We start from the raw sequence: 14,187 nt of genomic DNA, 5'->3' as shown, positions 1-14,187 counted from the left end.
TCCTGTCAGCCACTGGCGAGCTCTCCCAGGGTGATGGGCTTGATCGGTGGCCGAATGCGGTAATAGCCCACCTCGTCGGGCGTGAGTCCGCGGGACTTGGCAATGATCTCGGTGACGGTCAAGCCGCACATGCGGCCTTGGCAGGGACCCATGCCGCAGCGACCGAAGGATTTCGCCTGATTGGGTCCGCTGCAACCCAGCTCGACGAAGCGCCGGACGTCGCCCGCCGTCACCTCTTCGCAGCGGCAGATGGTGACGTCGTCACGCGCCGGAATCCGGTTCTCCTCGCGCGGGCGATACAGGGCATCGAGGAAGGGGCGAATGCGCAGGTTGCGCTCCAGCTCGGCGCGCAAGGACGCAGCCTGGGCATCGCGCTGGGCCGGGGTGAGCTGGCCGAGGGTACGCGCCAGCCCGAGCGCCGCGAGCTGCCCCTGCAAGGCCGCGGCCTGGGCGCCACCGATGCCCGCACCATCACCCGCCACCGAGATGAAAGGCACATCGAGCGCGCCCCATCGATCGGTTTCAGGTACGAAGCACAGCTGCGCATCATCCCAGCGATGCTGGGCCCTGAGCGCCTGGGTGAACTGGATGTTCGGCACCACACCCTGGTGCAGCAGCACGGTGTCAGCCGACACCCGTTGTGCCTTCCCGTCAACGACGAAGCTGAGCGCCTGGGCCTGCCCTTCCCCGTCGACCTGCAACTGCTCGGCACCGGTGTAATGCGGGACCTCCCCCTTGCGCAGAGCGCGTAACAGCGAGACACCCTTGCGCAGATAGGGCCAGGCCCGCAGCGCTGCCAGCAGGTGCCCGCGGGCGCGCCAGTAGTCCTCACGGCGACTGGTGTCCACCAGGGCCGCGATGGGTATGCCAGCCCGCAAGTATTGCCAGCCGAGCAGATAGAGCAGCGGTCCGCACCCGGCCAGCACCACCGGGCCTTGCGGACCGATGCCGGCGGTCTTGAGCAGGATCTGCGCGGCCCCGGCGGTCATCACCCCGGGCAGGGTCCAACCGGGAATGGGAAAGGGCCGCTCCATGGCGCCGTTCGCCAGCAGCACGGCTCTGGCGGCGAAGGAACGTACCTGTCCGTTCTTGAGATAGTGCACCTGACGCTCGCGGGTGATCTGCCAGACGGACGCCCCCGTCTCGTGGCGTACCGCCGAGCTCTTCACCGCCTCCGCCAAATCGGCGCCGGCCGCATAATCCGGCCCGAGCAACGTACGCCGTGCCGCTGAGGCGCTGGCGATACCGCGATAGATCTGCCCGCCGACTGCGGCCTGCTCGTCGAGCAGCACGACGGAAAGCCCCAGGTCCGACAGGGTTCGCGCCCCGGCCATGCCGGCAGGACCCGCACCGATGACGACGACGTCCACAGGTTCGAGATTCATGGCTGCACCTCCATCACCACGGGTTCGGCAGCGGTGAAGGGCAGCTCCCGGGCGCCCTGCTGCGAACGGATGCGCATGCCGTCGGCCGCCTCGATCAGGCAACTCTGGCGACTTGGCACCCCATCGATCTCGACCAGGCATTCGAAGCACACGCCCATCATGCAATAGGGCGCACGGGCTTCACCGCCTACCGGGGAGGTGCGGAACTGACGTATGCCGGCCAGCAACAAGGCGGCGGCAACCGTGAGACCGCTAGGTACCTGGAAGGCCTGGTCGTCGAAGGTCAGGGTGATGAGACGGCCGCCCTCGGCGTCCACGCGGCGAAACAAGGAATCAATGGGCATGGGAAAACACCTCCCCCGTGAGAAAACGTTCGCCGGCGAACACCGCCAGCTCTTCCGGCTGTTCACCGCCGCGGACCCATGGCGCGATCCGGGTCGCGTGCGCCGCGGCCAGGGTCACGCCGCTGTGGCAGGTGACGACGAAGGCACCGGGGTGCGACGCGGACTCCTGGTAGATCGGATAGCCGTCCGGGCTCATGACACGCAGGGCGCCCCAGGCCCGAACCAGGCGCACGTCAGCCAGCAGTGGGAAGGTGTTGACGCCACGCTGGGCGATCCTGGCGAGCACGTCGGTAGTGGTGAGGTCGTTGAAGCCGACCTCCTCCATGGAATCGCCAAGCTGCACACTGCCCTCGTCGGTCTGGCGCACATTGATCGTCGGGTAGTCCAGGAAGGGCCGAACCCGCTCACTGACCAGCACCTGCCCACGATTTGGCGCGACCGGGGCATGCAGTCCGACCTGCTCCCCCAGCGGCCGATTGCCCAGACCCGCCGCCAGCACCAGGCGCGGCGCGGTGAAGCGCTGACCGGGGGTGACCACCGTGAATTCGCCAGGCGCGGAATCGATCCGCTCGACCGGCATCCGCCCCAGTACCGTCGCCCCGTGGTGCTGCGCTCCCGCATGCAAGGCCCGCAGCAGCTTGAGCGGATTCACGTGGCCATCCATGGGCGTGTAGCTCGCGCCGACGACCTTCGGGCCGATACCGGGCAGGCGTGCCCGCAGATCTGCCTGGTCGAGCATCTCGAAGGGGTAATCACCCAGGTCCGTCTGCATACCTGCCAGCCGCGCCTGGCGCTCCGCCAGCTCCTGGTCGGAAAAGCACATGTGAAAGCCGCCGGGCTGCTTCAGCCGAACATCGACGTCCGTCTCCTTCAGCAGGTCCTCGGCCAACCCGGCCCAGGCCAGCGCCGAGGACCGCGTCCAGCGGGAATATTCCAGGCGATCGAAGCCCTTGCCCTGCACCCAGACCAGACCGAAGTTGCCCCGCGAGGCACGGAAGGCGTCATCGCCCTGATCCAGTACGAGCGTCTTGGTACCAGCCTTCGCCAGGCCATAGGCGACCGCCATGCCGACTAGCCCACCGCCAACCACGATGACCTCTGCCGAGGTGGGTACGCTGCTGTCATTCATTGCTTCTCTCCGATCAACACCCGATCCAGGCCGACGAGCCGATCGAGCAGCAGCATCACCGCCAGGGTGCCCAGGATCAGGACCGTGGAGGCCGCCGTGATCAGGGGATCGATGGTCTGGGAGATCTGGTTGTACATGGCGACCGGCAAGGTCGTGGTGCCGGGCGTCGCGACGAAGACCGTCATGGTCAGCTCGTCGAAGCTCTGGATGAAGGCGAGCAGCCAGCCACCCACCACACCAGTGCGGATCCGCGGCAGGATCACCCGCCAGAAGGTCTGCAGCCGATTGGCGCCCAAGGACAGCGCCGCGTGCTCTGCATCGCGCTCCAGGCCGATGGTGGATGCCAGGGTCAGGCGCAAGGCATAGGGCAGCACGACGATGACGTGGGTGATGCTCAGGGCCCAGAGCGAGCCGCCCACCTGGGCGAGGGAAAAGAAGCGTAGGAAGGCGATCCCCAGCACCACCGAAGGAATCATCAGCGGCGACATCAAAAAGCCGGTGATCGCCCCTCGCCCGGGAAAGTCGTAGCGACTGATGGCCAGCGCCGCGGGGACCGCCAGCAGCGTGGCGACCGTCGCCGACACCAGGCCCAGCTTGAGCGACAGCCAGAAGGCATCGACCATTTCCTGGTTGGCCCACAGCGCCTGGAACCAGCGCAGCGACAGGCCACCGGAGGGCAATGAAATGAAGCCTTCGCCGGTAAAGGACACCGCCATCACCACCACCAGCGGCGCGACGATGAAGGCGATGAAGAGCGTATGAAAGGCAAGGGAGAAGAAACCGTTCCGATACATGGCGATCACTCGAAGACGTGTTTGAAACGGCGCTCGGCCAACCGGCTGCAGCCCACCACGATCACCAGGTTGGCGATCAGCAGCAGGACCGCGATGGCAGCGCCCAGCGGCCAGTTCAGCGAACCGAGGAATTCGTCGTAGGCGGCCGTGGCGACCACCTTGAGGCGGCGTCCGCCGATAATCGCCGGAGTGGCGAAGGCCGAGGCCGCCAGGGCGAAGACGATGATCGAGCCCGAGAGGATTCCCGGCACGATTTGTGGGAGCACCACTCTCCTGAAGGTCGTCATCCGCGAGGCACCCAGCGACAGGCCGGCCTGCTCCACCTGCAGATCGAGCTTTTGCAGGCTGGCCCAGACGGCGATCACCATGAAGGGCACCAGCACATGGGTCAGCGCCAGCACCACACCGAACTGGGTGAACATCATGCGGATCGGGAAATCGATGATGCCCAGCGTCTGCAACGCCTGGTTGATCAGCCCGTTGTTGCCCAGCAGGATGGCCCACCCCAGGGTGCGCACCACCACCGAGATGAGCAGCGGGCCGAGTACCACCAGCAGGAACAGCGATCGCCAGGGTGCGCGCATGCGAGCGATGATGAGCGTCTCCGGCACACCGATGAGCACCGCGCAGACGGTCACCGCGAGCGCCATGCCGCCCGTACGCAAGAAGATCTCGTGGAAATAGTCGTCGCCGAACACTTCCAGGTAGTTGGCGAGCGAGTACACCGGGATCACACCCTTGGTGTCGCTGAACAGGTTCAACGACAGCATGGCCGTGAGCACCAGGGGCGCCGCCAGCAGGGTCAGGAACACGAGAAGCGCAGGGCCAGTCAGCAGCCAGGGGGCGCTACCGACCCGTTCGGCGTCATAGGTGGCCATGGGACACCTCCCGGCCGAGCAGGCGCAGGTCATCGTCCAACCAGGTCAGGCCCACCTCCTCTCCTTCCAGCGGCGGCGGCGCGCCGAGGTTCGGTTGCGTCAGATTCACCGGCCCCAGGGGGCTCTCGACACCGATCAGCCAGAGGTTGCCCAGGAACACCCGCATGCGCACCGTGCCACGCAAGCGCGCCTCGGCAGGATCGGCCAGGCGGATCTTTTCCGGCCGCAGATAGACATTTACATCGCCGTCGAACTGATGCCCCTCATGAGGGATATGCAGCATCAGACCGTCGACCTTGACCTCGTAGCAGCGCGGCTTGCGGGTCTGGACGGCACCGGGGAAGGCATTGGTCTTGCCCAGGAAGCTCGAGGCGAAGGGCGACTGGGGCCGCTCGTAGGTCTCGAACGGCGAGCCAATCTGCACGATGCGCCCACCGTGCATCACCGCGATGCGGTCGCTCATGGTCATCGCCTCCACCTGGTCATGGGTGACGAGGATGGTGGTGATACCCAGGTCGCGCTGGATGGCGCGCAACTCGATGTGCATGTCCTCGCGCAACTTGGCGTCGAGGTTCGACATGGGCTCGTCCAGCAACAATAGGTCCGGGCGGATCGCCAGGGCCCGGGCGATGGCCACCCGCTGACGCTGCCCGCCGGACAAGGCCTTGGGATAGCGCTCGCCCAGGCCCTGCAGCCGAACCATGTCGAGCGCCGACTTAACCCGCTCCTCTCTGTCGCTACGCGACACGCCGCGCATCTCCAGGCCGAAGCTGACGTTCTCGGCCACGGTCATGTGGGGAAACAGGGCATAGCTCTGGAACACCATACCCAGTCCGCGCTTTTCCGGCCGGACATGGGTGATGTCTCGCTCGTCCAGCACGATGCGCCCGGCGGTGGGCTGTACGAATCCGGCAACGCTTTGCAGCGTTGTGGTCTTGCCGCACCCCGAAGGGCCGAGCAGGGACAGAAATTCGCCTTTCTCTACCGCAAGGTCGAGCCCGGCGATGGCGGTGAAGTCACCATAGGTTTTGACGAGGCCGTCGAGGATCAGGAAAGCCATGGTCATGCCTCCGGCGATCACGAGAGCGCGATCGCTGTTCGTCCAAGGGAGGTGGGAGCGACCGGTTAGTAAGGGGTAACCGGTGGCTCGATCATTGAGCGAGGTGGAACCGGACGATGGTGAAATGGACTCAGGAACTGCTGCTACAGCGGGCGGAGGAATAGCCCGAAGCCACCCTCCTCTCCACTCGCAATCCCGCTGTCACTTCATCGCCGTCTGGTGGACACGCCCTCTACCGCTCGATGGTCCTGTTCCAGCGCGTCGTCCACTCGGAACGCTTCTGGTTGATGGTGTCCCAATCGACCTTGAGCAGGCTGTCGACCTTTTCCTGGCCATAAGGCATACGGGCCGCGAGTTCTGGCGGTAGCTGGACCGTTCGATTCACCGGCGCGAAGCCGTTACTTTCGGACTGGATCTTCTGGATTTCCGGTGACAGCACGTACTGAATGAATTGTTGGGAGAGTTCGGACTGCGCATTAGGCGTGACGGAGCAGGCGGCGACCTGGAGCGCTACGGCGCCCTCTTTCGGATAGATGAACTTGAGCGGAAAGCCGGTGTTCTGCAGCGCCACCGCACGGCCACTGCCGTACACCGCCATGACCACATCACCGTTCTGCATCATCCCGTCCATCTCGCCCGGGGCACTGACCCAGGCCAGTACGTTGGGCGCGATCTTCTTCTCGAACACCGCGAAGCCCGGATCGATATCTTTCTCGCCGCCGCCATTGAGCCGCGCCATCTCGATCAGCGAATGCAGCCCGTAGGTATTGGTGATCGGCGGCATGCCCAGCAGCTGCCGGTACTTCGGATCTTCCAGATCCTTCCAGGACGTCGGCGCCGCCCAACCGCGCTTCTTGAAAGCTTCTTCGTTGTAGCCGATCCCCGTGGCAACCATCCCCACTGCCGTGGCCTCTGGACTCAGACGCGCCAGGGGATACAGGTCCTGGTAGACAGGCGCATCCGTGAGCTTTTCGCAGAACCCCAGCTGCAGCGCCTGGTACATGGGGCCGTCGTCCATCATGGCGACGTTGATCTGCTGCCGCCCTTTCTGCGCCTGCAGCTTGGCCAGCGTTTCAGTCGAGTTGCCCGACACATACACGACCTTGACCCCATGCGCCTTCTCGAAGACGGGAATGACGCGGGTCTTGTACATCTGCTCGGTGGAGCCGCCGACGCCCGCAACATACAGCGTCGTTTCAGCGTGGGCGGGAAGCGCCATGCCAGCGCCCGCTGCGGCCAACAGCAGCGCGGACAGACCCTGACGCAAGGAGATGGATGAGGTACGGGCGAGATACGGACTGGTCACGGGCAATGCTCCCTTTTTTGCGTTGCGGCAGATCGAGAACGTCGTGAGGACACGACCGGAAGATCCAGGCATCCGCCTCCGAGGACATCGCGGTAACCGCCATTCGGAAACGCTTTCTTTTTATGGGGCCATTTGGCTTGTGACCGAGTATTGTCAGCCTAAACCCATAGGGTCAAATACGAAGGTACGGGTTAAGTATTCATATTTGATATGGAGAGCTCTGTTGAATCTCAGACAGATCGAGGCCTTCCGCAGCGTAATGCGTCTGGGCTCCATGACCGCGGCCGCTGAAGCCCTGCATACCTCGCAGCCCAACGTCAGCCGACTGATCGCACAGCTTGAGTTGAGCACCGGACTCAAACTGTTCGAGCGCGCCGGGGTAAGGCTGATACCCACGAAGGAAGGCAGCGCGTTCTTCCAGGAAGTGGAACGGGCCTATGTGGGGCTGGACAGTCTGCGCCAGTCAGCCAAGAACATCCGTAACCTGGGTACCGGCCGCCTGCGTATCGCGGCGGTACCCTCAACCGGCCTCACGCTCATCCCTCATGTGATCAAGGACTTCGTCGCGACCCGCCCAGAGCTGACCGTCTCCCTGCACATGAACGCCTCGCCCACAGTGGTGCAGTGGGTACAGTCGCAATTCTGCGACCTGGGCGTAGTAGTCCAACCCAGCGACGCCGGGCCCCTGGAAACGCTGCTTATCACCCGGCTCCGCGCCGTCTGCGTCCTACCACCAGGCCATCACCTAGCGTCACGGGAGGTCATCAGAGCTCAGGATCTCCACGGCGAGAACTTCGTCTCGCTCTGCCACGGCGACGGCACCCGTGAGCAGATGGACAGGGTGTTCGAGCAGGCCTGTGTCGAACGCAAACTCGCCGTGGAAGGCCAGTACAGCTCCATCACCTGCGAAATGGTCGCCGCCGGCATGGGCACCGCCCTCATGAGTCCGAATGTCGCCCAAGATTTCCTGCACAAGTGCATCACCATCCACCGCTTCGAGCCCGAGCTGTTGTTTCCGGTTTACGTTGTTGTGCCAGCAGGATCAGGCCAGACGCCATTAGCTACGGACTTCATCGGAGCGTTGCGGGAGCATTATGCGAAGCATTTTCCGGGGTGCTAGGCTCTAGCTACGAGCATTATCGCGTCAATTTGCGGATCGTTTTCAGAAGGCCGGGAAAGCGCATTTGCGGGGAGTAGTCAAAGCTATCAGGCCTACATTTGGACTTCGCCCTGACCGTTTTTCTATGGCTAACTGACCATACGCCGCTTGTCACGCTGGACGCACGCTAGTTATCAAAATGTTCGGAAGAGATGGTTATCGGTCGAGAGCAACGTCTCGGGAACGACAGCTCTCGACCCAAAGCTGCCCTTCGCAAAGGGCCGCAACCGGCCAGAAGCGGACGTCAATCAGCGCCCGCTACCGACCCAACGCGGCTTTCGCCCTTAAGTTAGTTTGATGCTCACTCAGTATTCTCGAGGAGCGTAATATTGATCGGGATAAGGTAGTCGGCCGTTTATAAATCTCACAAATTCAAGGAGTTTCTCTAACGCAGTGTGTAGTTCTTCTGTAGTCCCAATAGTTTTTGCTTTGAAAGCATGAATCGCATTTCTACGCTGTTGAACCATCCGAATCCATGGCTCCCAATTATCCTCCGGCGACCAGATTTTTTGCCTGAAAAAGAGAATCAGCGGCTCCAGCGTTACTCCGTCTGGGTCTTGGATCGCTCCATTTTTCTTTTTTATGGCATAAGCTTCCGACAGGTACTCCTTGTAGTACACAGACAAAAGTAGCTTCATCTGACCTTCGACTAAAGCACCTAGGTTGACCCAGGCAAGGATGAGCTGGCCATCGCTCAAGCTGCCGCACCATGCTGACAATTCCTCCGCTAGCGAACTCTGCCATTCGAGCATCGATTTATTCAGCAGCTCTGCTGCCTCGATAGGGGCCCAACCGTGAGCCTCCTTCCAAAACCCCATCATGCTTTGAATCAGGTGCGTGGTGCGTTTTATCGTCTCGGCAAGGGGCAGTTGCATTTTCTTTCCATCTCGAGAGGCGGGCGACTGGATGATCTTAAATAAGAATAATTAGCTATGGCTAGCTTTGGCATTGTGGTGGCAGGTTGATTCCGGTAGAAGTAAGAACCGCACGTCCCATACTGATTGCCCGGTCTCAAAATATCTGGTTGGCGCAGAATCCCGTGCATAAAGATTAAAAGAACTGCCGTTTTTGTGCTTTGGCGCAAAGCAACAGAGCTTTGCTCCGCCCGCGCGATGCCCGTCGGCCTCAATAATCAGATCCAAATTAAAATTTAGAAATTATAGGCCCTTGGAAATTAATTACATTAACAGGCAGTCCTTCGATCACCCTCTTTAAGTCGTCGTATTTTTCACTAGTTGCAATTATGACCTGCAGCTCCATGCTACTCGTTTCAGATGCTCTCTCAATAAACGTTTTAAAATTGACTTCTTTTGTCTCTTGCTGGCGCGGTTCGTCCAGCATTAGTACTCCTAAGTGATTTGTGGCAAGCCCTACCAGATGAAAATCTAAAGTCAGCAAGGAATATAAATATGCCCAAATTACCCGAATGTTATCACTCGCAGATGCCTCTGACCCCAGATCAACGTCATTAATAGCGGGCCTATAAGTCCGCTTTGAGATCTCAAAGTCTTCTATCGGTGTACTTTTGTATTCAAAGTCGTTTAGATTCTTCTTGAACTGCTCAGTTAGCACGTTAAATTTTACATAGTCATTTCTGCTAAACCCATCCCAGGGTAGCTTGGAAATTGCGCCAGTTACCTTTGACCATTCTAGTTTTGTGGATATCAGTTTTTCCTTGATTTCGGACTCAATAGTCAGGATTCGCTCGATCGTCTCTAATTTTTCCTCTAGTAGAATTTCCTTTCTGAGTTGCGCCCTAGATGGAGCACCTTTAACATCGATAAGGCTTTCCTTTAATGAACGGATTTCTGATCTAGTGAGATTGATCCTGTTTTGCGCCCTAAGTATTAGGGTTCTCTTAGCTAAGGCTTTGCTCTCTTCGCCCGACCTAAGAGACTCAAAGACAGATACCTGCTTCTCCAAATATTTAATATTGTCGTCTATCCCTAACGCTGACTGATTGTGCATATGAGGAAGCAACGAATCTTGAACAGGTTGATTGCAAGTGGGACACCGGCCTTCCAGAAACTTGAAGCTCTCAGCAGATCCGTACTCTTGTATCTTCTTTATATCTCGATATTTTCGTAGTCCTTCCTTAACTGACGAGATGCGTTTTTCTATCGAGCGTACATAGTCCTCACTAACATCCACATCTGATAGCAATATTGAGATAGCAGACTCCTCTTCCGAGAGCCTATCCATTAAAAGGCCAAGTTCTTTTTCTTGCGCCTGAATTCTCAATCCATGCCCTTCGCTTGAAGTCGACTCTTTTTTGAGGACCAATAGCTCCGACCTCAGAGAAATAAGATGATCGAGGAGGTTAACCTTGTGCAGTTGAGGATCTAATATATAGAGATCAGTCGTGCTGTTTACCGAATCTTGCTTGCCTATTTCATCACTTAGAGATGAGTCAACGAATGCATATACCTGCTTCGCCGCGGATACCAGCCTCTCGATAGATAAGACCCAGGTAGCCTCAAGATTGTTTTTTTGGACAGCTAACTGCTGTCTTTTTCGATTGTTTTCTTGGATATCTAAGGCAAGATTATATTCTAGAACTCGACTTGCCAAATCCTTAATACCAAGATAAGTGGGAAGCACGTTTAGAATCCCTCCCCACCCCCTAGTTTGCTCGACATAATTGACCGAAAATATAGATTCTAGATATAGCGGACAAGTACTCCCATCATACTTGACGACCTGGGGATCCTCTATACCAAGAAATTTCTCAAGAAAATTATGAAACCCGCGCTCTCTTGCAGCCGCGCCTGGATCTCTAACAAAGAAATCAGAGAAGGAAGAGTCAGACAGAAAATTTATTTCATCAATCGGTTTATCATATACCGATATGACCCTATTTTTTTCTTCTACACTACTTCTGACGACTGTGATTGCCTTGCCGTCAATATTGGAAATCTCTAAATAGATTTTTGATTCTGCTACTAACGCATAGCCTCCATCCGCTTTTTTTAGTCTTGTAGTCAAAGCAGACTTTAAAGGGTTCTTTCTACTCGGGCCTAAGGTACCCTCTAACCCCAGCGCATATATAACACTCTGAACGCAGGTGGATTTACCAAGAGTATTGTCAGCTCTAATAATATTCAGTCCATATGAAAAAGAGATGTCCGTACCAAAATCCCCTTCATTTGTTCTGGATATTATCTTCAGCCTATTTATCTTAAGCTTACTCACGGAAATCACCACATATGAGTTTATCTACGACGGCGTCGGTAAAAAATGACTTATTGAATTTTTTCATAAACTCCTTTTCCTTTACAAAAACCTCCTTATCTGTATCAATTGCTTTCGCAAAATCCATGCCCTTATCCGACAATTTTATACTTTTCGACGGCTCCAGCTCAAAAACTCCCTCACCCAGCCCCATATCAATAGCTCGGTCTACAAGGGGGTCAAACCTAACATTAACGCTAGTGAATAGATCTAGAGCCTTAGAGGAGTAGCTCTTCCGCTTTTCATTGGATGAAATTATGGAGCTAAGAGCTTGTATTTTTTTGGCGCCAGCCTTGTTTCCGGAGCTCAGCCTAAGCAATATAAGTGCAATTAAAGAAAGTTTCCATAGCGGCCTGAACTCTGGTTCTACCGGAGTTCCGCTCTGACGAAAGACGACTTTGCTCGGTACGACATCGAGAATGTCCATCATTCAAAATCCAAGTTACAGCGCATAAGCCAGTCAGCCACCGTTCCAGCAGCAATACAGTCTAAGTTATCTTCGTGGAGCTTGCTTTTTTTTGCTAAAACTTCTTTGAGAGCAGCTATCTGCTGAGCCGGACTTTTCTGTTGACTTTCAAAGTATTCGATATGTAAACTTTCTTCCCTCTCTATAACCCCAGAGACAATTTGAGAGTGGTACTCTGGGTATTCTTGCTTCAAATTCCCTAGCATGTTTTGAGCGTAGATCGCCTGTTTAAGCATAACATCCCTCGCTTTCTCAATTTGGGCGGGAGATGCTGGCTTTAGCTTGGTCAGCTTTACCTCTACGTTATTTACAAAATCTGTCTTGCCCGTCTGAAAGGCGTTGACCTCAATATCAGACACCGCCTCTCGCTCTAACCTGAGAACCCTAATTCCCTGCTCAAGCAACTCTGCCTCTTCACTCTTAAATGTATTTCTATCCCAAACCAATACATGAAAATCGTTATTATCAACGTAAGCCAATTTAGCCTTGACAACTTCGGCGGTTTTAGTGGATGCATGGGCATTCAGATGTTTCGAGAGGTGATTAGGCACGACCAAAATCCAGCGTTTTATTTTCGTCCCGCCCAGTATACTCGACAAGGTCCCTTTGTTGTTTTCTATAAATTTGTTTATGTCGGTTGTTATTTTGTCGCGCTGCTTATCATAAAGCTGCTCCATGGTGCAGAGCTCTTCCGGGCAAAAAGCTTGATAAGCATTGCCACAAAAGGAAAAACCCTCAATTCCAGCATCACCATTATGCCGGTCTGGTATGGGGACATAGTTTTCTTGACCATGCTTTATTCTGAGCAGATCATTTACATGATCTTCCCATTCTTTTCGCTCCCACACTTTATTAGGACTAATCTCCATAAATTACCCGTCATGCCGACTACATAGGCCTGTAAAATGGCACGCCTCGAAAGAGGGGCTAGAAATTTCTAATTGCCAGAAAATATTTAGACCATTGAAAGAATCCATTCTATATAACTCATAATTTCACTAACTGGAACAGGCTCAATGCCATCAAGCAAGACCAGTCATGAAGGGCCATATACGACAAGCTCGTTTACCTAGCTGCTGGTAGGCAGCTATGAGTCGAAGCGGGCATTCGCGAATGACTGATAATAGCCGGTAGAGGCAGGGTTCGCGTGCGAACGTCCGCTATTGGCCGACAGCAGCCATAACGCTACCTCACCATACCCCTGAAACTCGCCCGGTAGTCGAGGGGCCTGAGGTGGACATGCTCGGCCAGATCCCCCGTGAGGGTGAATAGGCGCGGCCCCTGCCTGAACTGGAAGACCCGGTACAGGTAGAACTGCTCGCCAACTTCCTTTGAAAACTCGAGCTCGTTGTGGCTGACGAGAAAGGATGAGCCCACTCCACCGTTGGTGGTCTTCACCTCGATGAAGCGGTGCTGCGCTTCGTCCTCGAACGATAGGATGTCGAAGCCTGCACCGTCGCCCTGGGTGTCCGATACCCAGTCCAGACGTTGGAAGAGCTCCGGATGGCCCGCGGCGGTCAAGCGCTGTTGCTCGAACTCGACCACCCACTGCTCCCCTGCCCGGCCCAGCTTGCGATTGGCCTCGTCCCGCGCGGCAAAGTCGAACTTGCGCGGCATACGCTCTTGCACCCTGGCGAGGCTTGGGACAAGCGCCTCGCGCCTGGGCGCTTCGACGAGGGCTGCCAGGTAGGTCTTTTCGATCGGGAGCCTTACTTCCTCCAGGGCATCGACGATGGTGCCGACCGCCTGCTGGTGCCTCAGGACATACGCTTGTACGGATTTACGTAGCAGCAGTTGGCTGTTGCCCCGGGGCTTGTAGCCGTTGATGTAGGGCAGCCCCAGCGCGTCGAGCACGGCGCTGATGTTCTGGTGCTTGAGCTCGACCGAGGACTTGCTACGGCCCTTGAGCACGCGCCGCAGGGCCTGGTTGTGCTCGGACTTGTTGTAGGCCGCGCCAGCCGCCTCGGCACGCAGCATCTCGAAGTAATCGCGTACCGTGGCCTCGACTTCGGCTTCCGACCAATCCTCGCCGATACGAATGATCGCGAATCCGAGGCTCGTCAGTGCGGGGACCACGGTCGCCTCACCGCCCGAGAAGCTGTCGGCCGTCAGCGGGCCTTGCCGAGGGAACTGCTTGCCATAGGCGACGCCGGCGATGGCCTTCGAATCGCAGTCGGTACCGGTCTTCGGGTCGCGCACGAGAAAGTCGCGCGACTTCCCGAAGCCATAGCGCGCTAGGAACTTGGCACGGCCGATCTGCACGAACTCGTCGATGGCAGCCTGCACGGCGGCGGGGCTGCGGAGCTGGGAAAGCTGGGACATAAACGACCACGTCCTTATGTTGGGTAATGCCGGGAACCTTCAAGCCGCAGGTATCGCATCAATTGCTTCGCAGGCCCTGGCTCGCTGGTTGCGGGCCGGTGCCGCGCTTACAT

Annotated in this window: 13 protein-coding genes; 1 reads left to right on the top strand and 12 read right to left on the bottom strand. The window is 57.4% G+C overall.

Annotated features, from left to right (window positions below; all coding sequences use genetic code 11):
* Positions 1-5: 5 nt before the first annotated feature.
* From QE444_RS10515 to QE444_RS10485, 7 genes are all read right to left on the bottom strand, one after another.
* On the bottom strand, positions 6-1,385 hold the full coding sequence (locus QE444_RS10515) for an NAD(P)/FAD-dependent oxidoreductase (RefSeq protein ID WP_263259033.1): 1,380 nt from the start codon (positions 1,383-1,385) through the stop codon (positions 6-8).
* Positions 1,382-1,729, bottom strand: coding sequence for a (2Fe-2S)-binding protein (locus QE444_RS10510; RefSeq protein ID WP_263259032.1), 348 nt, complete (start codon positions 1,727-1,729; stop codon positions 1,382-1,384). Before QE444_RS10510 ends, QE444_RS10515 begins: the two co-directional genes overlap by 4 nt.
* A complete protein-coding gene (locus QE444_RS10505) occupies positions 1,719-2,858 on the bottom strand; it encodes an FAD-binding oxidoreductase (protein WP_263259031.1) in 1,140 nt (379 codons plus the stop codon). The genes QE444_RS10510 and QE444_RS10505 overlap by 11 nt, the downstream gene beginning before the upstream one ends.
* Positions 2,855-3,652 carry an ABC transporter permease gene (locus QE444_RS10500; RefSeq protein ID WP_133859608.1) on the bottom strand — a complete coding sequence of 266 codons (798 nt, stop codon included), beginning with the start codon at positions 3,650-3,652 and terminating at the stop codon, positions 2,855-2,857. Before QE444_RS10500 ends, QE444_RS10505 begins: the two co-directional genes overlap by 4 nt.
* 5 nt (positions 3,653-3,657) lie before the next feature.
* Complete coding sequence (locus tag QE444_RS10495) at positions 3,658-4,530, bottom strand: ABC transporter permease (protein WP_263259030.1); 873 nt, start codon at positions 4,528-4,530, stop codon at positions 3,658-3,660.
* Positions 4,517-5,590, bottom strand: coding sequence for an ABC transporter ATP-binding protein (locus tag QE444_RS10490; protein ID WP_263259029.1), 1,074 nt, complete (start codon positions 5,588-5,590; stop codon positions 4,517-4,519). The genes QE444_RS10495 and QE444_RS10490 overlap by 14 nt, the downstream gene beginning before the upstream one ends.
* A 232-nt stretch (positions 5,591-5,822) precedes the next feature.
* Entirely contained in the window at positions 5,823-6,896 is a 1,074-nt protein-coding gene (locus tag QE444_RS10485) for an ABC transporter substrate-binding protein (protein WP_263259028.1), read from the bottom strand.
* A 223-nt stretch (positions 6,897-7,119) separates the two neighbouring features.
* Between QE444_RS10485 and QE444_RS10480 the strand changes: the two genes are divergently transcribed.
* Positions 7,120-8,016 (top strand): LysR substrate-binding domain-containing protein, encoded by an 897-nt coding sequence (locus QE444_RS10480; RefSeq protein WP_263259027.1) that lies wholly within the window; start codon positions 7,120-7,122, stop codon positions 8,014-8,016.
* Positions 8,017-8,360: 344 nt separating this feature from the next.
* On the opposite strand, the gene QE444_RS10475 is transcribed toward QE444_RS10480, so the two are convergent.
* From QE444_RS10475 to QE444_RS10455, 5 genes are all read right to left on the bottom strand, one after another.
* On the bottom strand, positions 8,361-8,930 hold the full coding sequence (locus QE444_RS10475; RefSeq protein ID WP_263259026.1) for a hypothetical protein: 570 nt from the start codon (positions 8,928-8,930) through the stop codon (positions 8,361-8,363).
* 268 nt (positions 8,931-9,198) lie between these two features.
* Positions 9,199-11,247, bottom strand: coding sequence for a hypothetical protein (locus QE444_RS10470; RefSeq protein ID WP_263259025.1), 2,049 nt, complete (start codon positions 11,245-11,247; stop codon positions 9,199-9,201).
* Positions 11,240-11,716, bottom strand: coding sequence for a hypothetical protein (locus QE444_RS10465; RefSeq protein ID WP_263259024.1), 477 nt, complete (start codon positions 11,714-11,716; stop codon positions 11,240-11,242). Before QE444_RS10465 ends, QE444_RS10470 begins: the two co-directional genes overlap by 8 nt.
* Positions 11,713-12,621, bottom strand: a complete 909-nt coding sequence (locus QE444_RS10460; protein ID WP_263259023.1) for a hypothetical protein — start codon at positions 12,619-12,621, stop codon at positions 11,713-11,715. The genes QE444_RS10465 and QE444_RS10460 overlap by 4 nt, the downstream gene beginning before the upstream one ends.
* Before the next feature lie 316 nt (positions 12,622-12,937).
* Complete coding sequence (locus QE444_RS10455; protein WP_263259022.1) at positions 12,938-14,074, bottom strand: DUF3883 domain-containing protein; 1,137 nt, start codon at positions 14,072-14,074, stop codon at positions 12,938-12,940.
* Positions 14,075-14,187 lie beyond the last annotated feature (113 nt).

The organism is Pseudomonas sp. SORGH_AS_0199, from assembly GCF_031453735.1.
Classification (GTDB): Bacteria; Pseudomonadota; Gammaproteobacteria; order Pseudomonadales; family Pseudomonadaceae; genus Chryseomonas; species Chryseomonas aestiva.
This window is presented reverse-complemented; position numbering and strand designations above follow the sequence as displayed.